The 24,699-nt window shown below is 63.2% G+C and carries 22 protein-coding genes; 2 read left to right on the top strand and 20 right to left on the bottom strand.

Going from position 1 to position 24,699, the window contains the following annotated elements:
• Positions 1 to 11 precede the first annotated feature (11 nt).
• Positions 12 to 977 carry a DMT family transporter gene (locus AWB65_RS05645; RefSeq protein ID WP_087666201.1) on the top strand — a complete coding sequence of 322 codons (966 nt, stop codon included), beginning with the start codon at positions 12 to 14 and terminating at the stop codon, positions 975 to 977.
• 25 nt (positions 978 to 1,002) lie between these two features.
• Here the strand turns inward: AWB65_RS05645 and AWB65_RS05640 are convergent, their stop codons facing one another.
• The 17 genes from AWB65_RS05640 to ndk form a co-directional block, all read right to left on the bottom strand.
• The gene (locus tag AWB65_RS05640) at positions 1,003 to 2,895 is read right to left on the bottom strand and encodes a potassium transporter Kup (protein WP_087666321.1); all 1,893 of its coding nucleotides are present in this window, start codon (positions 2,893 to 2,895) and stop codon (positions 1,003 to 1,005) included.
• A gap of 255 nt (positions 2,896 to 3,150) precedes the next feature.
• Positions 3,151 to 3,711: a phosphoribosyltransferase gene (locus AWB65_RS05635; protein ID WP_087666200.1), complete on the bottom strand. Its 561-nt coding sequence runs from the start codon at positions 3,709 to 3,711 to the stop codon at positions 3,151 to 3,153.
• A gap of 124 nt (positions 3,712 to 3,835) precedes the next feature.
• Positions 3,836 to 5,182: an adenylosuccinate synthase gene (locus tag AWB65_RS05630; protein WP_087666199.1), complete on the bottom strand. Its 1,347-nt coding sequence runs from the start codon at positions 5,180 to 5,182 to the stop codon at positions 3,836 to 3,838.
• A 139-nt stretch (positions 5,183 to 5,321) separates the two neighbouring features.
• Positions 5,322 to 6,473 (bottom strand): ATP phosphoribosyltransferase regulatory subunit, encoded by a 1,152-nt coding sequence (locus AWB65_RS05625; RefSeq protein WP_087666198.1) that lies wholly within the window; start codon positions 6,471 to 6,473, stop codon positions 5,322 to 5,324.
• A 72-nt stretch (positions 6,474 to 6,545) separates the two neighbouring features.
• On the bottom strand, positions 6,546 to 6,737 hold the full coding sequence (locus AWB65_RS05620) for a DUF2065 domain-containing protein (protein WP_087656056.1): 192 nt from the start codon (positions 6,735 to 6,737) through the stop codon (positions 6,546 to 6,548).
• Between the two features lie 42 nt (positions 6,738 to 6,779).
• Positions 6,780 to 7,676: a protease modulator HflC gene (gene hflC, locus AWB65_RS05615; protein ID WP_087666197.1), complete on the bottom strand. Its 897-nt coding sequence runs from the start codon at positions 7,674 to 7,676 to the stop codon at positions 6,780 to 6,782.
• An 11-nt stretch (positions 7,677 to 7,687) separates the two neighbouring features.
• Positions 7,688 to 9,079, bottom strand: coding sequence for an FtsH protease activity modulator HflK (gene hflK / locus AWB65_RS05610; protein WP_087666320.1), 1,392 nt, complete (start codon positions 9,077 to 9,079; stop codon positions 7,688 to 7,690).
• Positions 9,080 to 9,127: 48 nt separating this feature from the next.
• On the bottom strand, positions 9,128 to 10,381 hold the full coding sequence (gene hflX, locus AWB65_RS05605; RefSeq protein WP_087666196.1) for a GTPase HflX: 1,254 nt from the start codon (positions 10,379 to 10,381) through the stop codon (positions 9,128 to 9,130).
• Between the two features lie 72 nt (positions 10,382 to 10,453).
• Positions 10,454 to 10,690, bottom strand: coding sequence for an RNA chaperone Hfq (hfq, locus tag AWB65_RS05600; RefSeq protein WP_006999489.1), 237 nt, complete (start codon positions 10,688 to 10,690; stop codon positions 10,454 to 10,456).
• 141 nt (positions 10,691 to 10,831) lie between these two features.
• Complete coding sequence (der, locus tag AWB65_RS05595; protein WP_087666195.1) at positions 10,832 to 12,169, bottom strand: ribosome biogenesis GTPase Der; 1,338 nt, start codon at positions 12,167 to 12,169, stop codon at positions 10,832 to 10,834.
• Positions 12,170 to 12,521: 352 nt separating this feature from the next.
• Positions 12,522 to 13,664 carry an outer membrane protein assembly factor BamB gene (gene bamB / locus AWB65_RS05585; RefSeq protein ID WP_087666193.1) on the bottom strand — a complete coding sequence of 381 codons (1,143 nt, stop codon included), beginning with the start codon at positions 13,662 to 13,664 and terminating at the stop codon, positions 12,522 to 12,524.
• A gap of 106 nt (positions 13,665 to 13,770) precedes the next feature.
• Positions 13,771 to 14,400, bottom strand: a complete 630-nt coding sequence (locus AWB65_RS05580) for a YfgM family protein (RefSeq protein WP_087666192.1) — start codon at positions 14,398 to 14,400, stop codon at positions 13,771 to 13,773.
• Between the two features lie 91 nt (positions 14,401 to 14,491).
• Positions 14,492 to 15,832, bottom strand: a complete 1,341-nt coding sequence (gene hisS / locus AWB65_RS05575) for a histidine--tRNA ligase (RefSeq protein WP_087666191.1) — start codon at positions 15,830 to 15,832, stop codon at positions 14,492 to 14,494.
• A 6-nt stretch (positions 15,833 to 15,838) separates the two neighbouring features.
• The gene (gene ispG / locus AWB65_RS05570) at positions 15,839 to 17,155 is read right to left on the bottom strand and encodes a flavodoxin-dependent (E)-4-hydroxy-3-methylbut-2-enyl-diphosphate synthase (protein ID WP_087666190.1); all 1,317 of its coding nucleotides are present in this window, start codon (positions 17,153 to 17,155) and stop codon (positions 15,839 to 15,841) included.
• 118 nt (positions 17,156 to 17,273) lie between these two features.
• Positions 17,274 to 18,383, bottom strand: a complete 1,110-nt coding sequence (locus AWB65_RS05565; protein WP_087666189.1) for a helix-turn-helix domain-containing protein — start codon at positions 18,381 to 18,383, stop codon at positions 17,274 to 17,276.
• Positions 18,384 to 18,604: 221 nt separating this feature from the next.
• On the bottom strand, positions 18,605 to 19,744 hold the full coding sequence (gene rlmN / locus AWB65_RS05560; RefSeq protein ID WP_087666319.1) for a dual-specificity RNA methyltransferase RlmN: 1,140 nt from the start codon (positions 19,742 to 19,744) through the stop codon (positions 18,605 to 18,607).
• A gap of 114 nt (positions 19,745 to 19,858) precedes the next feature.
• On the bottom strand, positions 19,859 to 20,284 hold the full coding sequence (ndk, locus tag AWB65_RS05555; protein WP_087666188.1) for a nucleoside-diphosphate kinase: 426 nt from the start codon (positions 20,282 to 20,284) through the stop codon (positions 19,859 to 19,861).
• A gap of 285 nt (positions 20,285 to 20,569) precedes the next feature.
• On the opposite strand from ndk, the gene AWB65_RS05550 reads away from it, so the two are divergent.
• Positions 20,570 to 21,268: a Bax inhibitor-1/YccA family protein gene (locus AWB65_RS05550; RefSeq protein ID WP_087666187.1), complete on the top strand. Its 699-nt coding sequence runs from the start codon at positions 20,570 to 20,572 to the stop codon at positions 21,266 to 21,268.
• A 72-nt stretch (positions 21,269 to 21,340) separates the two neighbouring features.
• Here the strand turns inward: AWB65_RS05550 and rlmD are convergent, their stop codons facing one another.
• From rlmD to rpoS, 3 genes are read right to left on the bottom strand one after another with little or no spacing between them, the layout of a single operon-like run.
• Positions 21,341 to 22,756, bottom strand: a complete 1,416-nt coding sequence (gene rlmD, locus AWB65_RS05545; RefSeq protein ID WP_087666186.1) for a 23S rRNA (uracil(1939)-C(5))-methyltransferase RlmD — start codon at positions 22,754 to 22,756, stop codon at positions 21,341 to 21,343.
• Positions 22,757 to 22,812: 56 nt separating this feature from the next.
• Positions 22,813 to 23,589 (bottom strand): 3'-5' exonuclease, encoded by a 777-nt coding sequence (locus AWB65_RS05540; RefSeq protein WP_087666185.1) that lies wholly within the window; start codon positions 23,587 to 23,589, stop codon positions 22,813 to 22,815.
• A 5-nt stretch (positions 23,590 to 23,594) separates the two neighbouring features.
• Complete coding sequence (rpoS, locus tag AWB65_RS05535; protein ID WP_087666184.1) at positions 23,595 to 24,689, bottom strand: RNA polymerase sigma factor RpoS; 1,095 nt, start codon at positions 24,687 to 24,689, stop codon at positions 23,595 to 23,597.
• Between the last annotated feature and the right edge of the window lie 10 nt (positions 24,690 to 24,699).

Below are 24,699 nucleotides of genomic sequence, written 5' to 3'. Positions count from 1 at the left end.
GGAGCAAAACGATGCAGCGCGGTGTGGCATATGGGGTGATGGCAGGGGCAATCTGGGGCTTCATTTTTCTCGCGCCGCGACTGCTGCCCGATTTTTCGCCGCTGCTCCTGAGCAGCGGCCGGTACGTGATGTACGGACTCGTCTCGCTCGCGTTCGCGCTGCCGTTCGCGCGCAGGCTCGCCGCGAAACTCACGCGCGCGGACCTCATCGCGCTCGTCAAGCTGGCGCTGGTCGGCAACCTGCTCTACTACATGCTCCTCGCCACCGCCGTGCAGATGGTGGGCGTCGCGCCCTCCTCGCTGATCGTCGGGATCTTGCCCGTCACTGTGACGCTCGCCGGGCGGCGCGATCATGGCGCGATCGACTTGAAGCGCCTGTTCTGGCCGCTCGTGATGGTGATCGCGGGCATCGCGTGCATCAACATCGACGTTTTCAGCGACGCCGGCGGCAACGCCACCAGCGTCATGACGAAGCTCGGCGGCCTCGCGTGCGCGGTGGGCGCGCTCCTCTCGTGGACGTGGTACGCGGTCGTCAACGCACGCTACCTGCAGGCGAACACCCATTTCGACGGCAACGAGTGGTCGATCCTCTGGGGCATCGTGACGGGCGTGCTGGGCGGCGCGCTGTGGCTCGTCGTGCTGACGCTGCCAGCAGGCACCGTGCAGGCGAGCGTGCCGGCCGCGCGCTGGCAGATGTTCTGGATCGTAAGCTTCGCGCTCGCGCTCGGCGGCTCGTGGCTCGGCAACACGCTCTGGAATGCGGCGTCCAAGCGCCTGCCGCTGACGCTCTCGGGACAGATGATCGCGTTCGAAACGCTTTTCGCGCTGCTTTACGCGTTTGTCTACGACGAACGACTCCCGCGCGTACCCGAAGTTTTGGCGATCGTGCTGCTGCTGGGAGGCGTGAGCTGGTCGGTGCGTCAGCACGCGGTGGCGCGGCCGTCTACACGGGCGGAACTGGAAACGCCGGCGCACTGAAGGCATTCAATGCGCCGGGCAACGCTCAAATCTCGATCTTCGTGCCCAGTTCAACCACGCGATTGGCCGGGATGCTGAAGAAATCGGTCGGCTTGGCGGCGTTCTGGTGCATCCACGCGAACACGCGTTCGCGCCACACCGACATGCCCGGCAACTCCGTCGGCACGACCGTTTCGCGCGCCATGAAGAACGACGTATCCATCAGCTCGAAGGTCATGGCGTGCGTGCGGCTGATCTGCTCGAGCACGGCCTTCACGTCGGGCGTCTCATTGAAGCCGTAGGCGGCCTTCACGAGAAAAAGCCCGCCACTGATGTCCTTCACGTCGAGCCGTTCTGAATCGTCGACGTACGGAATGTCGCGCGTGACGAAATTCAGGAAAATCGTCCGCTCGTGCAACACCTTGTTGTGCTTCAGGTTGTGCAGGAGGCTGACGGGCACGAGCGAATCGCTGCCCGTGAGGTAGATCGCCGTCCCCGACACGCGATGCGGCGGGTGCGCGAGCAGCCCCTGCAGGAACGGCATCAGCGGGATGCCGTCGGCGGCGGTGCGGTCCTTCACGATCATGCGGCCCTTGTACCACGTCATCAGCAGGAAGAAGAGCGCCCCGCCGATGCACAGCGGCAGCCAGCCGCCCTGCTCGATCTTCAGCAAACTCGCGCCGAAAAAGCCGAGATCGACGAGGAAAAACACGCTGATGATCCCCGTCACGACCGCCTTGTTCCAGCCCCAGAGCTTGGTCATGACGACTGAGGCGAGCATCGTCGTGACGATCATCGTCGCGGTGACGGCGAGGCCGTACGCGGCGGCGAGGTTTTCCGAACTCTTGAAGCCGATCACGATGCACAGGATGATGAACAGCAGCATCCAGTTGACGAGCGGAATGTAGATCTGCCCGATCGCGAGCTCGGACGTGTGCAGGATCTTCATGCGCGGCACGTAGCCAAGCTGGATCGCCTGGCTCGTCAGCGAATAGGCGCCGGAAATGACCGCCTGCGACGCGATCACCGTCGCGATTGTCGAAAGGATGACGAGCGGCAGCAGCGCCCAGTCCGGTGCGAGCAGGAAGAACGGGCTTACGCGCGCCTCCGGCGAGTGCATCAGAAGCGCGCCCTGGCCGAAATAGTTGAGAAGCAACGACGGCATCACGAAGCAATACCAGCCGAGGCGGATCGGCTTCGCGCCGAAGTGGCCCATGTCGGCGTAGAGCGCTTCGGCGCCCGTCAGCACGAGCACGACCGAGCCGAGCACGATGTACGCCTGCAGCACGTGCTGCTGCATGAACGAAAACGCGTAGTACGGGTTCAGCGCAATGATGACGCGCGGTTCGAGCACGATGTGATACACGCCGAGCACGGCGAGCGTCGCGAACCACAGCACCATGATCGGGCCGAACAGCCGGCCTACGACCGCCGTGCCGCGCCGCTGGATCCAGAAGAGCATGATGAGGATGACGATCGTGATCGGCAGCACGTAGGGCGCCAGGTGCGGCGTCGAGATCGTGAGCCCCTCCACCGCCGAGAGCACCGACATTGCAGGGGTGATCACGGCGTCGCCGTAGAACATGCACGCGCCGAAGATGCCGAGCATCATCAGGATGCCGGACATGCGCCCGGTATTGCTGAAGGTGCGCAACGCGAGCGTCATGAGCGCGAGCACGCCGCCTTCGCCGTTGTTGTCGGCGCGCATGACGAAGAGCACGTACTTGATCGCGACCACGATGACGATCGCCCAGAAGAGCAGGGAGATGACGCCGAGGATGGAGGCATCGGTCAATTCGATGCCGTGCGACGTGCTGAACGCCTCTTTCAGCGCATACAGCGGACTCGTGCCGATATCGCCGAACACGATGCCGATGGCGGCAAGCGCCAGCGTCGGGAGAGGCTGCTTGCGCTCTTGCGCGTGAGTCAGATTGGTCATAAACGCGAGGTATCCGTTTGAGGCGGAAAAAACGAACGCCATTCTAACGTTGCAGGCAAACCGCCGGTTCCCTGTTGTCCGAGCACCACGCGAGGCGGGATGGCGCAGTTTAGCATTGCGTTGAAATGGCGACGGTGCATCGGCGCGGTGCTTCTTGAACGCGCCATGACTTTCAGTGCACAAAGAAAACGCCGTTCGGCCATGCCCGAAGGCATGAGCGAACGGCGTCGAGCCCGGCTCGTTCGGTGATGCGTGTCAGCCGCGGCCGTTCTGCATGCCGCGCTTGATCCATGCGCCGAGATTGTGCGGACGCACCGTATCCCACTCCTCGAACGGTTGATGAATCCACGGATTCGTTTCCAGAAACTGAACGTGATAGTCGGGCTTCACGTTCGAGCACGCCTTGTACCAGAGCACCGCCGAGCGCACCGCCGTGACCGCCGGATAGCGTTCCTTCAGATGCTCCTGCACGCGCGCGAGCGTGACGCCCGAGTCGACCAGATCGTCGACGAGCAGCACGTTGCCGCTCAGATCGCCGCGCGTCATCGTGATGTACTGCGCGATGTCGAGCGCACCCTGCTCCGTGCCGGCGGCCTCGCGGTACGAACTCGTCGAGAGGATCGCGAGCGGCAGGTCGTAGATGCGCGAGAGCTGGTCGCCGACGCGGAGGCCGCCGCGCGCGAGGCACAGGATGTTGTCGAACTTCCAGCCGGACTCGTGCACGCGCAAGGCGAGCAGTTCGATCAACCGGTGATATTCATCCCAGCCGACCCAGAGGTTCTTGTCGTCGTTGCGCGGGTCCGTCATCGCGATCATGGTAAGACTCTTTCAAATGCGTACTGCGGTTATATACGAAATGTGGCCGCTCAGTGCGGCCACATTTTTTTGAAGCGATCGGTTCAGGCGAGCCGCTTGAGCCGCTTGCGCCGATTACGCGCGCTCAGACCTTGAACGGATGGCGCAGCAGGATGGTTTCGTCACGGTCGGGACCGGTCGAGACCATGTCGATCGGCACGCCGGCCACTTCCTGCACGCGCGTCAGATAGGCGCGCGCGTTTTCCGGCAGGCCGTCCCATTGCGTGATGCCGATCGTGCTTTCCTTCCAGCCGCCGAACGTCTCATAGACCGGCTCGCAACGCTCCACTTCCGACGCGCCGCGCGGCAGGATATCGACAGTCTTGCCATCGAGCTTGTAGCCGACGCACAGCTTAACTTCCTCGAGGCCGTCGAGCACGTCGAGCTTCGTCATGCACAGGCCCGAGATACCGTTGATCTGGATTGAGCGGCGCAGCGCAGCGGCATCGAGCCAGCCGGTGCGGCGCGGACGGCCCGTCACCGAACCGAATTCCTTGCCGACGGTAGCGAGCGTCAAGCCAACCTGCTCCTGGCGTTCGGCGTTATCGGCGTCGTACAGCTCGCTCGGGAATGGACCGGCGCCCACGCGCGTGCAATACGCCTTCGTGATGCCGAGAATGTAGTTCAGCTTCTGCGGACCAACGCCCGCGCCCGCCGTCGCCGCGCCCGCGACGCAATTGCTCGACGTGACGTACGGATAAGTGCCGTGATCGATGTCGAGCAGCGTGCCTTGCGCGCCTTCGAACAACAAGTTGCGGCCGGCGTGGTTCTCGTCGTAGAGACGGCGTGAGACGTCGGTGACCATCGGCGCGAGGCGATCCGCGTAGCCGAGCATCGTGTCGAGCGTTTCCTGATAGTCGACCGCAGCCGCGCCCAGGTATTGCGTGAGCACGAAATTGTGGAAGTCGAGCGTTTCGCGCAGGCGTTCGGCGAACACCGGAGCGTCGAACAGATCCTGCACGCGCAACCCGCGACGGCCGACCTTGTCCTCGTAAGCCGGGCCGATGCCCCGCCCCGTCGTGCCGATCTTGCTCGCGCCGCGGCGCGCTTCACGCGCCTGGTCGATCGCGACGTGATACGGCAGGATCAGCGTGGCCGCTTCGGAGATGAACAGGCGCTTCTGGACGTCGATTCCCGCCGCTTCCAGTTCGCCGATTTCCTTGAAGAGCGCTTCCGGCGACAACACGACGCCATTGCCGATGTAACAGGCCGTGCCCGCGCGCATGATGCCCGAGGGAATCAGGCGCAAGATGGTTTTCTTGCCGCCGATGATGAGCGTGTGACCCGCATTGTGACCGCCCTGGAAGCGCACGACGCCCTGGGCGTGGTCCGTCAGCCAGTCTACGATCTTGCCTTTGCCCTCATCACCCCACTGGGTGCCCACCACGACGACGTTGCGCCCGGGGTTCACATTCACTGCACTGGCAGACATGTTGATTCGTTAGCTGGTTAAAAACGCATTTTACCTATGTTCGCGGAAGGTTCCGAGTTTTTCGGGACTTTCGTGAACCCGTGTCGATCGGAAACGCCTGAAAAAGTCGTTGCCGATCAAAGGTCTGGCATTTGGCTGCTTACTTTCGTGCGTCCACGGTCCACGTGCCGTCACGCTCGACGAGCACACGATCGAACGCGAATTCGTCGAGATCGTGGTCGTGGCCCGGGAGCGCCTGGATCACCACTTCGCCCTTGTCGCGCAAAGCCGCGACGGCCGCGCGCAGCGGCTCGTCGTGCTTCCACGGTGCGAGGATCGCACTGCCGCGTGCATCAACCGGGGAAATACGCGCGACTTCGCGCAGGTCCAGCGAAAAGCCCGTCGCCGGACGCGCACGGCCGTACGCAAGACCGACGTCGTCATAACGGCCGCCGCGCGCGACCGCGTTGGGCACGCCGTCGACGTAGGCCGAGAACATCACGCCGCTGTGATACGCGTAGCCGCGCAGATCGGCCAGGTCGATCATCAGTTCCGCGCCGTTCGCTTGCGATGCAAGGAATGCGAGATCATCGAGCGCGCGGGAGATCACAGGCAGGTTCGGCAGACGGCCGCGCGCCGTGTCGAGCACCGACGCATCGCCATACAGTGACGGCAGCGCGCGCAACGCCTCGCGCGGCACCTGCCCGAGATGAGCGGTGAGTTCATTCAGGCGCGGCACGTCCTTGCTGGCGAGCGCATCGAAAAGCGCTTCACCCAGCGATGCCGCCGCCGGTTCCAGTTCGAGCAGCGCGGCAAGCACCCCCGCGTGGCACAAATCGAGACGCACCTTCGTCAATCCCGCCAGATGCAGCGAATCGAGCATCAGCGTCTGAATTTCGAGATCGGCTTCGAGGCCCGCGTGGCCGTAGATTTCCGCGCCGATCTGGATCTGCTCGCGCGTCGCGTGCAGGCCGCGCGGACGCGTATGCAGCACGTTGCCCGCGTAGCAAAGGCGCGTCACGCCCTGGCGGTTCAGCAGATGGGCGTCGATCCGCGACACCTGCGGCGTGATGTCCGCGCGCAGGCCGAGCGTGCGGCCCGAGAGCTGATCGACGAGCTTGAAGGTGCGGAGGTTGAGGTCGCTGCCGCCGCTCGTCAGAAGCGACTCGATGTATTCGAGCATCGGCGGCATCACGAGCTCGTAGCCGTACGAGCGGAAGCGGTCGAGCAGCCGCCGGCGCAGCTCTTCGATCTTGCGGGCCTCCGACGGCAGCACGTCGGCAATATTCTCGGGAAGTAACCAGGTCGACATCGAAACGATTCCTACGGGGTGTTTGAGCGACCTTCGGGCGCTCGTGTAAAGACAGAAGGCGCGCGAAGCGCCTCAGGTCGCGATCAGGAGGAGGATGAGTCCGAGCCCCATCGCGATCAGGCCGCCGATGCGGATGTGGTTCGTCGGCCGCTCGGCGATGCGGCGGAATGTGTCACGCCATGCCGTCGGGAACACGAACGGGAACATCCCTTCGATGATCAGCATCAGCGCAAGCGCAAGCAGTAACGTCGCGGCCATATCCATTCGAATGAAGGTGCCGGAGCGTTCGCTCAGGCACGCGCACAATCAGCGCTTGAGCGCGGGAGCCACATCCGCGAGGCCGCCGTTCGGGCCGCGCATGAAGCGGAAGAAGTCGCTGCTCGAGTCGAGCACCATCACGTCGCCCGGCTTGAACGTCTTCTTGTACGCTTCGAGGCTCTGATAGAACTGGTAGAACTGCGGATCGCGTCCGTAGGCATCGGCGGCGATCGCGGCGGCCTGGCTGTCGCCCTCGCCCTTGATCGTCTGCGCCTGACTGTACGCTTCCGCGAGCGTCGCCTGCTGCTGGCGGTCCGCGTCGGCCTTGATCTTGTCCGCTTCGGCCGTGCCCTTCGCGCGCTCGTCGGCGGCGGCCTGCTGGCGTGCCGCGATCATGCGCTTGTAGACCGAATCGGCGACGGCCGGCGGAAAGTCGATGCGCGTGAGCTGCAGATCCACCAGATCGACGCCGAACGCCGACGCGGACTGCTCGATCGACTTCTGCGCCTCGCTTGCGATTGCCTGCTGCTCGGCGAGCGCGTCGTTGAGCGAGCGCTTCGTGAACGCGCTCGCGAGCGCCGTGCGAGCAAGCGCGGTCAGACGTTCCTGCGCGCTCTGTGTGTTCTTCTCGTTGCTTTCGAACAGCTTGAGCGGATCGGTCACGCGATACTTGATGACCGTGTTGACCAGCACTTCGCTTTTATCGGACGTCGTGAAACGGTCCGAGCCGGTTTCGTCGATGGTAAGCGTGCGGGTGTCGATCAGCGTGGCCGTCTGGAACGGCGGCGGCAGCTTGAAATGGAGGCCGGGGCCGTAGAGTTTCGGATTACCTTCGCCGTGCGCCGACACGACGGCGGCATGCCGCTCGTCGACGACGAAGATCATCGACGAACCGATGAACAGCACGATGACGACGGCCACGACGAGCGCAATGATTCGATTCATGATCGCGCTCCTTATTGCAGGTCGTCTTGACGGGTACGCGAACGGAACGCGTCGCGCGAGCGCAGCGGATCGTTCGCACCGCTCTGGCTGGCGCCGCTCGCCGCGCTTGCAGGCGTCGCAGCCGATGCCGGTGTCGACGCCGCCGTTGCTGCCGCGCCTGAAGCCGGGGCCGGAGCCGCGGTCGCCGCCGCGCCACTGCCCGGCGGCTCGCTGACGGCGGCCTCGCCCGGACGATGACGCGCCGCTTCGGCGATCTTGTCGAGCGGCAGATACAGCACGTTGTTGCCCGCCTTGCTGTCGACGAACACCTTCGTCGCGCGCGAATAAATCTGCTGCATCGTGTCCAGGTACATGCGTTGACGAATCAATGCCGGAGCCTTCGAATATTCTGCGTAGACCTGCTTAAAGCGCTCGGCATCGCCTTGCGCCTGCGTCACCACGCGATTGCTGTACGCGGTGGCCTCGTCGATCGTGCGTGCCGCGTCGGACTTCGCGCGCGGCAGAAGTTGCGCCGCATAGGCGCGCGCGGTATCGCGGGCGCGCTCGTTGTCCTGGCGCACCTTCGCCGCTTCCTCGAACGCCGCCTGCACCTGCGCGGGCACCTGCACGCTTTGCAGCGTGACGCCCGTCACCTGGAGGCCGGTCTTGTACGCGTCGAGCGAGCGCTGGATCGTGTCGATAAGACGCGCGCGCAGCGATTCGCGATCGTTGTAGAGAAGGTCGTCCGTCGGCTCCGCGCCGGCGATTTCGCGGATCGCGGCCTGGCCGGCCTGCGTCACGCTCTGATCGGGATCGAGATTGCGGAAGAGATAGTCGGTCGGCGACTTGATCTGATACTGGACGGCGAACCGCACGTCGACGATATCGGCGTCGTGCGTGAGGAGCGACGCGTCGCGCACGTTCGCCTGCGTGAGCGCGTTGTTGCGCCCCACTTCCACCGAGCGGATCTGTGCGGTGTTGACGATTTCATGCGACTGAAACGGATAGGGCAGACGCCAATGGATGCCCTGGTCGGCCGTGCCCTTGTACTTGCCGAACTGCGACACGACGCCGACATGTCCATCCTGTACAACGAACACGCCGCTGCCGAGATAGATCGCGATCAGAACGCCGACGACGATCCCGAAGCCGATCTTCGCGCCCCGGCCATTGTCCGCGCGCGGCGCGCCGTTGCCGGGTTTCTTGCCGAAGAGACCGGCCAGACGCTTGTTGAAGTCGCGCCACATTTCATCGAGATCGGGCGGGCCGTCGCCTTCCTTGCCGTTGGGACGCTTCGGCTCCTGCGGACGCTTCTGATCGTTCTTGGTGCCACCATTGCCGTCGCCCCGCCCCCAGCGCGGGTCGTCAATCGAAAAGACGGCATGCGAATGCTGCCGGTTACTCCGCTCGTTGTAGTCGTTCACTCGGTGATTCACCATTAGACAGCCGGGTCAATGCAGATCGGAACAGCTTCAGTGCCCGTGCTCGGGGACCTTGCGGTCGTCGTGTTCGTTCGGTTCGCTGGCTGGCCGGTGGTCTTCCGGCAGCGCGGCTTCGTCGTACGACGAGGATTGCGTTGATTCGGGTGATTCAGCAGATTCCGCAGGTTCGGTGAACTCGGGAACCGCGTTGAGTTCACTGGAATCCGATGCAGCGATTTCGGCGATGGCAGCGCGCAGCGCGTCGAGACCTTGCCCCGTGCGTGCGCTCAAAAAGACGCGCGAAATATTACCATACTCGTCCCTTTCAACCGCGTCGCCGCGGGCCGCCAGTTCAGGCACCGCGTCGATCTTGTTGAAGACGAGAATCTGCGGAATCGTGTCCGCGCCGATGCCGCGCAGCACCTCGTTCACCTGATCGATCTGATCGAGGCGCACGGCGCTCGATGCATCGACGACGTGCAGCAACAAGTCCGCGTGGATGGTTTCCTCGAGCGTCGCGCGAAACGCCGCGACCAGTTGGTGCGGCAACTCGCGAATGAACCCGACCGTATCCGACACGACCACGTGCCCCGCTTCCTCGCCGAGGAACACGCGGCGGGAGGTGGTATCGAGCGTGGCGAAGAGCTGGTCGGCGGCGTAGGCCTGCGCCTTGGTCAGCGCGTTGAAAAGCGTCGACTTGCCCGCGTTCGTATAGCCCACGAGCGACACCGACATCGTCCGGTTGCGCACGCGCTGGCGGCGCTGCGTGCCGTGCTGGCGGCGCAGCTTTTCGAGCCGCGCCTTGAGCGCCTTGATGCGCTCGCCGATGAGGCGCCGGTCGGTTTCGAGCTGCGTTTCGCCCGGGCCGCGCAGCCCGATACCGCCCTTTTGACGCTCGAGGTGAGTCCAGGCGCGGATGAGCCGTGTCGACAGATACTGGAGCTGCGCGAGTTCGACCTGCAGCTTGCCTTCGTGGCTGCGGGCGCGCTGCGCAAAAATATCGAGGATCAGGCTGGTGCGATCGACGACACGCCGGTTCAGCGCGCCTTCCAGATTGCGCTGCTGCGCGGGCGCGAGGGCGTGATTGAAAATGACGAGTTCGACGTCGTTCGCTTCGCACGCGAGGCGCAACTCTTCGACCTTGCCGCTGCCGACGAACATCTTGGCATCGGGGCTCGAACGGCGGCCGGTAAGCGTGACAGCGGGATTGGCGCCCGCACTTTGTGCGAGCAGGCTGAGTTCTTCAAGACTGGCTTCGAAATCGATTTTGCCGAAGTCGATGCCGACAAGCGCTGCGTTGATCAAATTGAGGTATTGGTTTTGAAGCGACCGGCGAGTAACTTTTTATCGACGTTGGATCACCGGCCGCGACTTGGTTTAGGACGATTCAGCGTCCGGGTGGAAATTCACCGGACGGGCCGGCACGACCGTGGAAATGGCGTGCTTGTAGACCATCTGGGTAACCGTATTGCGGAGCAACACGACGTACTGGTCGAACGATTCGATGTTCCCTTGAAGCTTGATGCCGTTGACCAAATAGATCGACACCGGCACGTGCTCTTTACGCAGTGCGTTCAAAAACGGGTCTTGTAACAATTGCCCTTTGTTGCTCATAGCAAACTCCGTGTTTTTTTGCAGGTTGAACGTAATTGTGGGGGAAGAAAAAGAGATCCGCCAACAATCGCTACACTATAGCCGATTTTCTTTTCCGCACCAGCGCCTCCACAGGGGCCAAACGCTTGGTGCGCGCGGGACTCAGCCTTTGTCCGCGTAAGGGTTCGTGCTCGAGCGGAACTCTATGCGCAATGGAGTCCCGGCCAGCCCGAAAGTTTCTCGGAAGCGCCCTTCGAGGTACCTTTTATAGGTGTCCGTGATCGCGTCGAGCGCGTTGCCGTGCACGACGATGATCGGCGGATTCTGCCCACCCTGGTGCGCATAACGCAGCTTCGGACGCACCGGACCGCGCCGGCGCGGCTGCTGGAATTCCACGGCGTCGATCAGCGCGCGCGTCAGCTTCGGCGTCGGCAATTTGGCCATCGCGGCGGCGTAGGCGTCGTCGACCGATTTCATCAACTGGCCGATGCCCGTCTTCTCCAGCGCCGACACGTAATGGAACTTGGCGAAATCCAGGAACTTGAGCTTGCGCGTGAGATCACCCTTGGTCCGCTCGCGCGTGTGCGAATCGAGCCCGTCCCACTTGTTCACGCCGACCACCAGCGCCCGTCCCTGCTCGACCACGAAACCCGCGATATGCGCATCCTGTTCCGAGATGTCCTGCTGGGCATCGAGCAGCAAGATGACGACGTTCGCGTCCGAAATCGACTGCAGCGTCTTCACCACCGAAAACTTCTCGATCGCCTCGAACACCTTGCCGCGCCGACGCAGACCCGCCGTGTCGATCAGAGTGTATTTGCGGCCTTGTCGCTCAAAATCAACATAGATCGAATCGCGCGTCGTGCCGGGCATGTCGAACGCGATCACGCGCTCCTCGCCGATCAGCGCGTTCACGAGCGTCGATTTGCCAACGTTCGGCCGCCCTACGATCGCGATCTTCACGCCGTGCTTCGCCTTTTCGTCGTCGTCCTCTTCCGGCTGGCCGGCGTAGGCGATTTCGAGCGCGTCGCCGATCATTTCGTTGACGCCATCGCCGTGCGCGGCCGAGATCGCGCGCGGGTCACCGAGACCTAGCTCGTAGAAATCGTTCGCGACGGCGCTGTACTTCATGCCCTCCGCCTTGTTCACGACGAGAAAGAGCGGACGGCCGGTCTTGCGCAGATAGTCGGCGATCGCCTTGTCCTGCGGCGCCAGGCCGTTGCGTCCATCAACGATGAACACGACCACGTCCGCTTCCTCCACCGCCTGACGCGTCTGGCGCGCCATTTCGTGCAGGATGCCGTCCTTCGCGACGGGCTCGAAGCCGCCCGTATCGACGACGAGATACGGCCGGTCGCCCACGCGGCCCTCGCCGTAGTGGCGGTCGCGCGTGAGACCGGGCAAGTCGGCGACGAGCGCGTCACGCGAGCGCGTCAAGCGGTTGAAAAGAGTCGATTTCCCCACATTGGGGCGCCCCACGAGGGCAATAACGGGTTTCATCAGATGTTGTTCACAGTTGAACGCAAGGCGGCCGACACCGGCGCACGGAACGCCAAGGCCACGGAAACGCCGCGGAAAAGCCTGCGTTTGTCGAAAATTAGCATGGATTCGGCATGCGGCACGTCGGAGTGCTTCGCATGCAAGAGACTTGCCTCGGCGGTGGCGCCGATTTGCGGCGGCTTTTCGTCTGCCGCCTGGCTTCATTTCACGAGTGTGCGCTCATGCTTTGCGCCTCGCTTCTACTTCTGTTCGATGCTGCAGTGTTCGGCCCGTCGACCGGTGGCGCGAATCTCGCGCCGATAAAGCACGCGAGCCGGCAGCGCCGGCTCGCAGATCAGGTCACTTCGACAAATCAGCGGGGACGGAATCCGTACAGGTCGCCGTCATGCGTCTGCACGACGAGCGTGTCGCCCGCGAGCACCGGCGCCGCGGTGATCGCGCTGCCATCCGTCTTCGCGCGGCCGATCAGTTCGCCGCTGCTGGCTTCGAGGAAGTGCACATAGCCTTCGAAGTCGCCGACGACGACCGCGCGTCCCAGGATATAAGGCACGCTGACCTGACGGTTCTTCAGCTTGTCGCTTTTCCAGAGTGGCGTGCCGTCCGACGCGCGAAACGCGTTCACCACCGACCAGTCGTCGCCGGCTGCGACGACTTGCGCGTCCTGCGCCAGGCCGCTGTCGCTCGAAAACGCTTTTTCCCAGACGGGACGGCCGGAATTCGCATCGAAACAACCGAGGCGACCCTGGAAGGTCACCGCGCAAGTCTGCGCGCCGACGAGCGACGGCGCGCCGGTCACGTCGTTGATGCGCTCGACTTCGGTCACGCCTTTCGGGAACGAGACGGGCGCTTGCCAGTAGGCGTCGCCGGTCTGGATGTTGATCGCCGCGAACGTGCCGCCGGGAAAGCCCGCGAGCACGGCCTGATTGCCCGCGAATGTCATGCCGGCCGCGACGCGCAGGTTCAGCGGAACCGCGCGGACCTGGAAGGTCCACTTCTGCTCGCCAGTCTGCGCGTTGAATGCGATGACCTTGCCATCGATCGTGCGCACTATCACGAGATCGTTGCCGACGAGCGGCGGCGACACGAGTTCGCCCGGCGCGACGGCGGTCCACAACTGCTTGCCGTCCGGTCCGAGCACGTAGACCGAGCCCTTGAGCCCGCCGACGGCGGTCAACGTACCGTCGCTGCCGACGCCCGCCGACAGATCGTCCTTCAGCTTCGTGCGCCATACGTCCTGGCCAGTCTTCGCATCGATCTTCGCGACCGTGCCGTTGACGCCGGCGGCATACACCGCGTCGCCGACGGCGACAGGCATGAACAGATAGCGGCCGGCCTTGCCGACGCTCGCCTTCCACACCTGCCCGACTTCGAGAACGGGCTTGATTTCCACGAGCGGCGTCGGAACGCGCCGTTCGTCCTTGGCGGATGAGCACGCGGCCAGCAAGGCAGTCATCGCACAGGCAAGCGGCAGGGCGTAGCGTTTCAGAAGGGTCATCGGTGGACGCAATTGGAGATTGAACATTCGATTGATCGGCGTGCGCCGCGGGCGCGCTTTTCAGCGACGGGCCCGGCGGCTGGCAACGGTGCGGAGGCGGCGGGACTCAACCGCCGAGCGCGTCCAGCTTGAACTGGACCAGTTGACGCGCGGAAGTGTCGCTTTGCGGCAGCGTGTCGAGCGCCACCTTATAGGCGGCGCGGGCGTCCTCGCGCTTGCCCTGCGCCGCGAGCAAATCGCCACGACGATCCGACACGACGCCCTTGAACGCATCGAGCGGCGCGTCGGCGAGCACTTTCAGGCCGGCGTCGTAGGATTTTTCGTCTAGCAACAGGAGCGAGAGACGCAGCTTCGCGATCTGCTTGTACTCGTCGTCCTTCGCATGGTCGACGGCCCATTGCAATTGCGCCTTCGCGGCCGCGCTATCGCCGGCCGTGTAGAGTGCCTTCGCGGCGGCGAGCGCCGTCATCTGCGCATAGGCCGTGCGGCCGAACTTGTCCTCCATGTCGCCGGCGACACGTGCGATCTTCGCCTTGTCGTTCGCAGTGACCGCCTGCTGGACCTGATCGTAAAGCACAGCCGCTTCCGCCGCCTGCCGGCGCTGCCAATAGTTCCAGCCGTTAAAGCCCGCCGCGACCACGAGCACGGCGAGGACGATCCATGTCGTCGCGTTGCCCCACTTGGCCCACCAGTGCTTCAGATTTTCCAGTGATTCTTGTTCGTCGTGATAGCTCATTGCCCAACCATTCCTTCTATGCCTTATTTATTGCGCGCACCGTGCCGAATCCTCTCGATCCGGCACTGCGCGCACGGTCGCTGCCTAAAATTTAATCAGCGCCGTCGGCGGCGGATGCAACCATCGCATTGATTAGAAATTCGGTCAAGTTTTCCAGCGGAACAGTCGATTGCTCGTTCTTCTGGCCTTCCCGTTCGATCGCCCGCAGCGGCTTGACGCCCGCCGTGCCCTGCGCGAGTTCGTCCTCGCCGAGGATCACGGCGAATGCCGCGCCGCTCGCATCGGCTTTTTTCATCTGCGACTTGAAGCTTGCCGGCGCCCCGTCCGGGCTGCAATGCAGGATGACGTCGAGGCCGGTGTCGCGCAGACGCTCGGCGATGATGAACGCCTGTTCCGCCGCCGCCTCGCCCTGGTGCACGACGTAGACGTCGGTGCCTTCGTCCTCCGGTACGAGCTTTTCTTCCTTCAACAGTTCCAGAATCCGCTCGACGCCCATCGCCCAGCCGCACGCTTTCGTCGGCTTGCCACCGAGTTGCTCGATCAGCGGATCGTAGCGGCCGCCGCCGGCCACTGTGCCCTGAGCGCCGAGTTTGTCGGTGACCCACTCGAAGACGGTCAGGTTGTAATAGTCGAGGCCGCGCACGAGACGCGGATTGATCTTGAACGGAATATTGTTAGCCTTCAGGAGACGCTGTACGCCTTCGAAGTGCGTGCGCGATTCCTCGCCGAGAAAATCGACGAGCTTCGGCGCGTTCTGCGCAATTTCCTGCAGCGCGGGATTCTTCGTGTCCAGCACGCGCAACGGATTCGTATAGAGACGGCGCTTCGCTTCCTCGTCGAGCAATTCGACGTGCTTTTCGAGATACGCGATCAGTTCCTGGCGATGCGCTGCGCGCTCATCGGCCTGGCCGAGCGAATTAAGCTCGAGGCGAATGCCGGTAAGGCCCAGGTCGTCCCAAAGACGCTGGCACATCATGATGATTTCGGCGTCGGCATCGGGCCCTGCGAAGCCGAGCGCTTCCACGCCAACCTGATGGAACTGCCGATACCGCCCGCGCTGCGGACGCTCGTGGCGGAACATCGGTCCGACGTACCACAAGCGCTTCGGGCCGTCGTACAGCAGGTTGTGCTCGATCGTCGCGCGCACGACCGCCGCCGTGTTCTCCGGGCGCATTGTGAGATGCTCGCCGTTGAGCGCGTCGGTGAAGCTGTACATTTCCTTCTCGACGATGTCCGTCACTTCGCCGATGCCACGCGTAAAAAGCTGCGTGTGCTCGATGATCGGCGTACGAATGTTCTGATAACCGTACGAGCGCAGCATCGACTTGACGGTCGATTCGAAGAAGTCCCACAACGCGGCATCCTGCGGGAGGATGTCGTTCATGCCCTTCACGCCGCTCAGTTTTTCGAGCCGTTTCTTCTGTTCTGTCATCTGTCTTTAGAGTGATGCCGCGGCCGTTTCTTCGCGCTTGCCATAGGTGCGCGCGACGTACTCGCTCACGATTTGCTGGAATTCCTGGGCGATATGCTCGCCGCGCAGCGTCTTGACCTTCACACCGTCGATGAAGACGGGCGCCGCCGGATTCTCGCCCGAACCCGGCAGGCTGATGCCGATATTCGCCTGCTTCGACTCGCCCGGCCCGTTCACAATGCAGCCCATCACCGCGACGTGCATCTTCTCGACGCCCGGGTATTGATCGCGCCATACCGGCATTTCGTTGCGCAGATACGTCTGGATCTGCGAGGCGAGTTCCTGGAACAGCGTGCTCGTCGTGCGGCCGCAGCCGGGGCAGGCGATGACCATCGGCGTGAAGGAGCGCAGACCCATCGTCTGCAAAATCTCCTGGCCGACGACGACTTCGCCCGTGCGCGCGCCGCCCGGTTCCGGCGTCAGCGAAATACGGATCGTGTCACCGATGCCTTCCTGCAACAGCACGGAAAGCGCAGCGGTCGACGCGACGATGCCCTTCGATCCCATGCCCGCCTCGGTCAGCCCGAGGTGCAGCGCGAAGCTGCAGCGCTTCGCCAGTTCGCGATACACGGCGATCAGGTCCTGCACGCCGCTCACCTTGCACGACAGGATGATCTTGTCGCGCCCGAGACCGAGTTCGACCGCGCGTTCCGCCGACCCGATCGCCGACTGGATCAGCGCCTCGTACATCACGCTCTGGGCGTCCCAGGGCGTGGCGCGCGCGGCGTTTTCGTCCATCATGCGCGCGAGCAGGTCCTGGTCGAGACTGCCCCAGTTCACGCCAATGCGCACCGCCTTGTCATAGCGCGCGGCGGCTTCGATCATCTGCGCGAACTGCGTGTCGCGCTTCGCGCCTTGCCCGACGTTGCCCGGATTGATCCGGTACTTCGACAGCGCCTCGGCACACGCGGGAAAATCGCGCAGCAGCAAGTGGCCGTTGTAATGAAAATCGCCGACGAGCGGCACGCTCACGCCCATCCGGTCGAGCTGCTCGCGCACGTGCGGCACGGCCGCCGCCGCTTCCGGAGTGTTCACCGTGATGCGTACCAGTTCGGAGCCGGCTTGCGCCAGCTCCTTCACCTGAATCGCGGTGCCGATGGCGTCGGCGGTGTCGGTATTGGTCATCGACTGAACGCGCACGGGTGCATCGCCACCGATCGTCACGAGCTGGCCGCCCCAGCGGACATCGACGCCGTGCGACGGGCGGCGCTTGAGCGGCCCGCCGAACACCGGTTCGGTCGAACAAATCTTGCTGCTGATCAGGGATTGAGCTTCGGATTGCATCGAAAAAACCCTCTTGCGCCGCCTCCTGAGGTGACGCTTCTGTGGAACCCTCAAACCGACGCCGCCGGGGTAGCCGGCGGCGCTCTCTATTCATGCCGCGGTGCGTGCCGAATTGGCCTCAGGGCACGGAGAACCGCGCGACGTTGCCTTTGGCGTTGGCGTACTTGGCGGGATCGACCGGTTCGTCGTCGAGCGTGAGTGATTCCATGCCCGCCTGATTGCCGATCGTCACCTTGAAAGGCGCCTCGCCTTCGACGCGCTGGACGTTGCCACCGTGCACGAGACCAGAGAATACTTCCTTGCCGTCTTTCTGGCGCACGCTGAACCAGCTGTCCGCCTTCACTTTCAGTTCGAGCGCGCTCGACCCGGAGCCTGCGACGGCCGGCGCAGAGGCCGATGCAACAGCCGGAGCGGTCGCTAGCGGCACGGTTGCCGGCGCGGCCGCACCGCTTGCGGGCTGCATCGCCAAGATCGCCGACGATGAAGCCGGCAGCGCATTGGTCCCGAGCGGATGCGGCATCGGCTGCATACCCGCGGTGGCTGCAGCATCGGTCGAGGAAGCTTCGCCGGTATTGGCCGCCGCCATCTCGTCGGGAGTCGCGACCGACGACGCCGCGCCCGCCCCGTTGTTGCCCGATACCGCCGTGCCGTTGGCGCTCGCCTTCAGGCGTGCAAGCCAGCCGGCCGAATCGCCGCCCGTGTGCCACATCGCGAGCGCGATCATCGCGACGATCACCGCCGCTATACCCCAGAGCCACGAACGGCGGCGCCCGGCGGTGTTGAGCGGCACGGACACGCGTGCCCGCGGCAAACCGCCGCCGGCCGACGCCGGCAACGAAAGATTCTGCTCCACCGGACCATTCGCGCGGCGCATCGCCTGCGTGAACGGCGCCGGATCCGCGCCGAGCATCTTCGCGTAGCTGCGCACGATGCCCGCCGCGAACGTGCGGTCGGGCAAGTGGCTCAGGTCGCCGGCTTCGAGCGCGCGTACCTTTTGCGGCGACACTTTCAATCGCGCCGATACATCGTCGATCGACCAGCCTTTCGCCGTGCGCAACTGCGCCAGCCGCGCGCCGACCGCGACGATCGATTCCAAGCTCCCCGCCTGATTTCCGCTCGGCGCCGTCGTGCCGGCCAACGCTTCGCCATCCGGAAAGCTACCGGACGGACCGCCGGAATGACTGCCGTCGTGACTTCCAAACGGCGCCGGGTGCTGCGGCTCACTCATGCCAAATTCCTCGCATCGATTCTTTTATTTGACGCTGCAAAGCGTCGGGTTGCACGACTATTTGTGCACGATACAACCCTGCTGCCCGTCGCAGACCGCTTTATAACAAAATGTGCGGCTTTCCGCGCCGCATCCGATCGCTTGCTTCGTTTTTCTTTGTTTTCTGCGCCAAAAACACGTGGATTCGTTAAAAACGAGCGTCCGCCGCTTTCGGGCAGATTTCAGACCGCCCGCACTTCGATCACTTTCGACTGCCGGCCCATGCGCTCGGCGAGTCGCGTGCGGTCCTGCACCGCGCCAGCGAGTTGCCCGCAGGCGGCATCGATGTCGTCGCCGCGGGTCTTGCGCACCGTCGTCACGATGCCCGCGTCCATCAGCACCTGTGCGAAACGCTTGATCTGATCGTTGCGCGAACGGGTGAGGCCCGATTCCGGGAACGGATTGAATGGAATCAAGTTGAACTTGCACGGCACGTCACGCGTGACGGCGAGCAATTCGCGCGCGTGCGCTTCGCTGTCGTTGACGCCGTCGAGCATGCAGTATTCGAACGTGATGAAGTCGCGCGGCGCCACCTTCAGGTAACGCTGGCACGCCGCCATCAGCTCGCGCAAAGGATACTTCTTGTTCAGCGGCACGAGCATGTCGCGCAGCGGATCATTCGGCGCGTGCAGCGAGACGGCGAGCGCCACCGGCAGATCAGCCGCGAGACGGTCCATCATCGGCACGACGCCGGACGTCGACAGCGTCACGCGCCGGCGCGACAGGCCGTAGGCGTTGTCGTCGAGCATCAGGCGCATCGCGGGGACCACGGCGTCGTAATTGAGCAGCGGTTCGCCCATGCCCATCATCACGACGTTAGTCACGACGCGTTCGCCCTTGCCCGGCCCGCCGACTTCGCGTCCGAGCGACTTGCGCAGCGCGAATTCAGCCATCCGCAACTGCCCGATGATCTCGCCCGTGCTGAGATTTCGCGAAAAGCCCTGCTTGCCCGTCGAGCAAAAGCGGCAGTTCACGGCGCAGCCAGCCTGCGACGAAACGCACAGCGTGCCGCGATGTTCCTCGGGGATGAAAACCGTCTCGACTGCGTTGCTGTTGCCTACGTCGATCAGCCACTTGCGCGTGCCGTCGCTGGAAACGTGATCGCGGACGATTTCAGGCATCGCCATATTGGCGCGGCCTTTCAATTTTTCGCGCAGGGATTTTGCCAGGTCCGTCATGCCGTCGAAGTCGTCGGCGCCGTACTGGTGGATCCAGCGCTGCAACTGCTTGGCGCGAAACGGCTTTTCCCCAAGGCTGCCGCAATATGCCACGAGCCCGGCGGCGTCGAGATCGAGAAGGTTGACGGTAGAGCTGCTCGTCATATCGAATTCTGCCATTTCTGTCTTGTGCGAATTCCGGGCAGGTCGCCCGGGCCGTTCGCGCCAGTTCCTGCTTGCATCCAGTGTGCCCCCGCGCGATGCGGAGGCCAAACGCAATTAGCGCGAGTAAACGTTCACTTCCGGGAAGAAGAACGCGATTTCCTGGCGCGCCGTTTCCGGAGCGTCCGAGCCGTGTACGGCGTTCGCGTCGATGCTGTCGGCGAAATCCGCGCGGATCGTTCCCTTGTCGGCCTTCTTCGGGTCCGTCGCGCCCATCAGGTCACGGTTCTGCGCAATTGCGTTCTCGCCTTCCAGCGCCTGAATCATCACCGGGCCGGAGATCATGAATTCGACCAGGTCCTTGAAGAACGGGCGTGCAGCGTGCACGGCGTAGAACTTTTCCGCGTCAGCGCGCGACAGGTGAACCATGCGAGCCGCAACAACCTTGAGGCCAGCGTTTTCGAAACGGCTGTAGATTTGGCCGATAACGTTCTTTGCCACTGCGTCCGGCTTGATAATCGACAGGGTGCGCTCGATCGCCATGAAAAACTCCCAAAAAATGAACGGGTTACGAATTTAAATGAATCGACAATTGTAGCACGAAGACAGGTATGATTGCGATTGAAACCTTACGGATTCGTAAGGGTCGAACCAGTCGTCGCAGATGGTGTCGGCTGTGATGCGGCACTATTGAATTCAGTGCAAGATAGACGCATATACGTGCCGCACGCGACTGGCGCGTAGAGAAAACAGAAGCGCCGGCACGTCATACTCACCGTTGTTACGGATGTCTTGTTTTCAGACTCAAGGCAAAGGCAAGGAGAAACCATGAACGAATCACCCTACAGTTTTGGCCGCAATGGCAGCGTCACGTCGGTCGAGACGCGCAATCGCGTGCTGCGCAATACCTACTGGCTGCTCGCGCTATCGATGGTGCCGACGGTCCTCGGCGCCTGGATCGGCGTCGCGACGGGCTTTTCGCTTTTCGCCGCCACCAGCCCGACGATGAGTTTCATCGCGTTCCTGGCTATCGCGTTCGGCTTCATGTTCGCCATCGAGAAAACGAAGGACAGCGGCATCGGCGTCGTCGTGCTGCTCGGCTTCACGTTCTTCATGGGCCTGATGCTCTCGCGCCTTTTGAGCTTCATCCTCGGGTTTTCGAACGGGCCGCAGCTCATCATGATGGCGTTCGGTGGCACCGGCGTGATCTTCGCCGCGATGGCGACCATCGCCACGGTCAGCAAGCGCGACTTCTCGGGCCTCGGCAAGTGGTTGTTCATGGGCGTGATGGTGATCCTGCTCGCCGCTTTCGCGAACATCTTCCTGCAATTGCCGGCCCTGATGCTCACGATCTCCGTGCTCGCGATCGTCATTTTCTCGGCTTACATGCTGTTCGACGTGCAGCGCGTGGTGAACGGCGGCGAGACGAACTACATCAGCGCCACGCTCGCGATTTATCTCGATCTGTATAACGTCTTTACGAACCTGCTGGCGCTGCTCGGCATCTTCGGCGGCAATCGCAACTGATCGCGGTCGCCTGAAATACGAAACCGGCCCTCGCGGGCCGGTTTTTTTTCGTCTACGGAAAGCGTTGTGGCTTCAATCACGCTCGAAAAGCGCGATCGATTCGACGTGCGACGTGTGCGGAAACATGTTCACGACGCCCGCGCCCTTCATCCGGTAGCCTGCTTCGTGGACGAGCAAACCGGCGTCGCGGGCAAGGGTCGACGGGCTGCACGACACGTAAACGATCCGCTTCGGCAGCGGGCCGTCACCACTCTGTGCGATGTCCGCGAGCGCCTTCGCCACCGCCAGCGCGCCTTCGCGCGGCGGATCGATCAGGAACTTGTCGAAGGCGCCGAGCGCGCGCAGGTCGTCGGCGGTGACTTCAAACAGGTTGCGGCACGCGAATGACGTATGCGCATCGACGCCATTCGCCTTCGCGTTTTCCAGCGCGCGCGTCGTGAGCACTTCGCTGCCCTCGATTCCGACCACTTCGCGCGACACCCGCGCGAGCGGCAAGGTGAAATTGCCGATGCCGCAAAAAAGATCGAGCACACGATCCGTCTTCGATACTGCCAGCAGGCTCAGCGCGCGACTCACCAGCACGCGGTTGATCTGGTGGTTCACCTGCGTGAAATCCGTCGGCTTGAACGGCATGCGGATCGCGAATTCCGGCAGCGTGTAGGCGAGCTGCTGGTCGAGCGGATAGAACGGATAAACCGTGTCCGGACCCTTCGGCTGGAGCCAGAACTGGACGCCGTGTTCGTCAGCGAAGTCGCGCAGGAGCGCCTCGTCGGTTTCAGTCAGCGGTTCGAGGAGTCGCAGCACGAGCGCCGTCACGTCCGATCCGACCGCGAGCTCGATCTGCGGCATGCGATCACGGATCGACAGCCCCGTCACCAAGTGCCGCAGCGGCACGAGCATCGCGGAAACGTGCGGCGGCAGGACTTCGCAACTCGTCATGTCGGCGACGAAGCTGCTTTTCCTCTCGTGGAAACCGACCAGCACGCCGCCCTTCTTCTCCACATACCGCACCGTCAGCCGCGCGCGATACCGGTAACCCCACGACGGCCCGTGTATCGGCCGGAACATCGTTTCGGCGCGCAGTTTGCTCAAATGTTGCAGATTGTCTTCGAGCACGCGCTGCTTGACGGCGATTTGCGCGCGCACGTCGAGATGCTGCATCGAGCAGCCGCCGCATGTGCCGAAAAATTTACATTTTGGCTTCGTGCGGATCACGCTTTCGCGCAGCACCTTGACGACCTGCGCCTGCTCGAAGCTCGGCTTCTTGCGATAGCTGGAGTACGTCACGCGCTCGCCGGGCAGCGCGCCTTCGACAAAAATGACCTTGCCCGGCTCGCCGTCTTCATTGACCGTTCGGCCGACGCCGCGTGCGTCCATATCGAGCGATTCGATCTCGATTTCGGGCGCGACGAACGACGGATCGACGACGACTGACTTGGCCGGCGCGGCGCGGCGGCGATGCGAGGATTTTCGAGCGGATTCAGACACCTGCGGACTTCCTGACTGACGTGGCAAATGCGAGATTGTAGTCGAACGTCGCAGCCTTACTTCCCGAACGCGGCCAGATATTGCGCCCAGTGCGGCGATGGTTCGAGCGCGAGCGCGTTCTTCACGAAGTTGATTTCGTCGGCGTATTCGTCCGCCGAGAAGCCGCCGCGCATCAGCTGGAAGCGGCAGTACATCAGGTACGTGTTGACGACGTCCGTCTCGCAATAGGCGCGGATCTCGTCGATGCGGCCGTCGCAGTACGCCTCCCACACCTTGCCGCCGTCCATGCCGAGCTTGCCGGGGAAGCCGCACAGTTTGGCGAGGGCGTCGAGCGGCGCGTTCGCGCGCGCCTGATACATCGCGAGGACGTCCATCAGATCGGTGTGGCGGGTGTGGTATCGGCTCAGGTAGTTGTTGAACTTGAATTCGCGGTCGTCCTGGCCGGAATCCCAGTAGCGCGACGCCGCGACGCCATGCACCAGCGCACGATAGTTGAGCACGGGCAGGTCGAACCCGCCGCCGTTCCACGAGACCAGTTGCGGCGTGTACTTTTCGATCACGCGAAAAAACGACTGGATCAGCGCCGCCTCGGAATCTTGCGGCGTGCCGAGAGAGCGCACGCGAAAGCCGTTGTTGTCGCGAAACACGCACGAAATCGCAGCGATGCGTTGCAGATGGTGCGGCAGGAAATCGTTGCCGACGCGCTCGCGGCGTGCCGCGAACGCGAATTCGGCGACTTCTGCGTCGGACAGGTCGGACGGCAGATCTTCGAGACGGCGAATACCGTCGACATCGGGAATCGTCTCGATGTCGAAAACGAGGATGGGAGTCATGAATCCTAGAGCACGGCGTCCTTGCGAACGCCGTTGGAAGCGAAAAAGCGCTTGAGCCGCACGAGCGCCTCTTGCTGGATCTGGCGCACCCGCTCGCGCGTGAGGCCCATTTCATCGGCGAGTTCCTCGAGCGTCGCGGGCTCGATGTGGTTCAGCCCGAAGCGCCGTTCGATCACGTGCCGGTGCTTGTCCGACAGGCGCGAGAGCCACAGGCGCGTCAACGTCTCGAGTTCGCGATGCTGTACTTCGGCGTCGGGCGACTGGCTCTGGTCGTCGGAGAGCAGATCGAGCAGGCTCGAACCCGGATCGAGGTCGAGCGGCGCATCGAGCGAGGCGGTATGTTCATTGAGCGCGAGGATATCGGTGACTTCCTCGGGCGTCTTGCCGGTGAGGTAGGCGATATCGTCGATGCTCGCGTCGCGTCGGTCGGGCGCGATCGCCGTGTTCGAGTTGGCGGAATTTTTTTCCAGGTGGCGCTTCGCGCGCAAAACCTGATTCAGCTCGCGGATCACGTGCACCGGCAGGCGCACCGTGCGCGCCTGATTCATGATCGCGCGCTCGATGCTCTGGCGAATCCACCAGGTGGCATAAGTCGAAAAACGGAAACCGCGCGTCGGATCGAATTTTTCGATGGCGTGCATCAGGCCGAGATTGCCCTCCTCGATTAAATCGAGAAGCGGAACCCCGCGATTCAGATAACCCTTCGCGATACTCACGACGAGCCGCAAATTACGCTCGATCATCACCTGCCGCGCTTCGAATTCGCCCGCTTTTGCAAGCCGCGAATAGCGCTGCTCTTCCTCGACAGTCAAAAGCGGCTTGACGCTGATTCGATTCAGATAATGCTGGATAGTGTCGGCGGTGAGCTCGGCTTGCAGAATCGAACGGAAATCGTCGGCATCGGGAACGTTATCGTTTGCGACATCACCCGAATCCTTCGATCGTATCTCGCCTTCCTCGTCGGATGGGTCGATTTCGACGTCCACCGCATCGGCGTCGTCTTCGTCGTGGGTCGAAGCACCGTCTTCCACCGACACTTGCATGGGTCGGCTGATCGTCTCAGTCTCGGCTTGCGGTAGGCGGCGCTTCGTTTTAGGCATGATGGTTTCG

Origin of the sequence: Caballeronia humi (assembly GCF_001544475.1) — a bacterium.
Taxonomy (GTDB): Bacteria; Pseudomonadota; Gammaproteobacteria; order Burkholderiales; family Burkholderiaceae; genus Caballeronia; species Caballeronia humi.
This window is presented reverse-complemented; position numbering and strand designations above follow the sequence as displayed.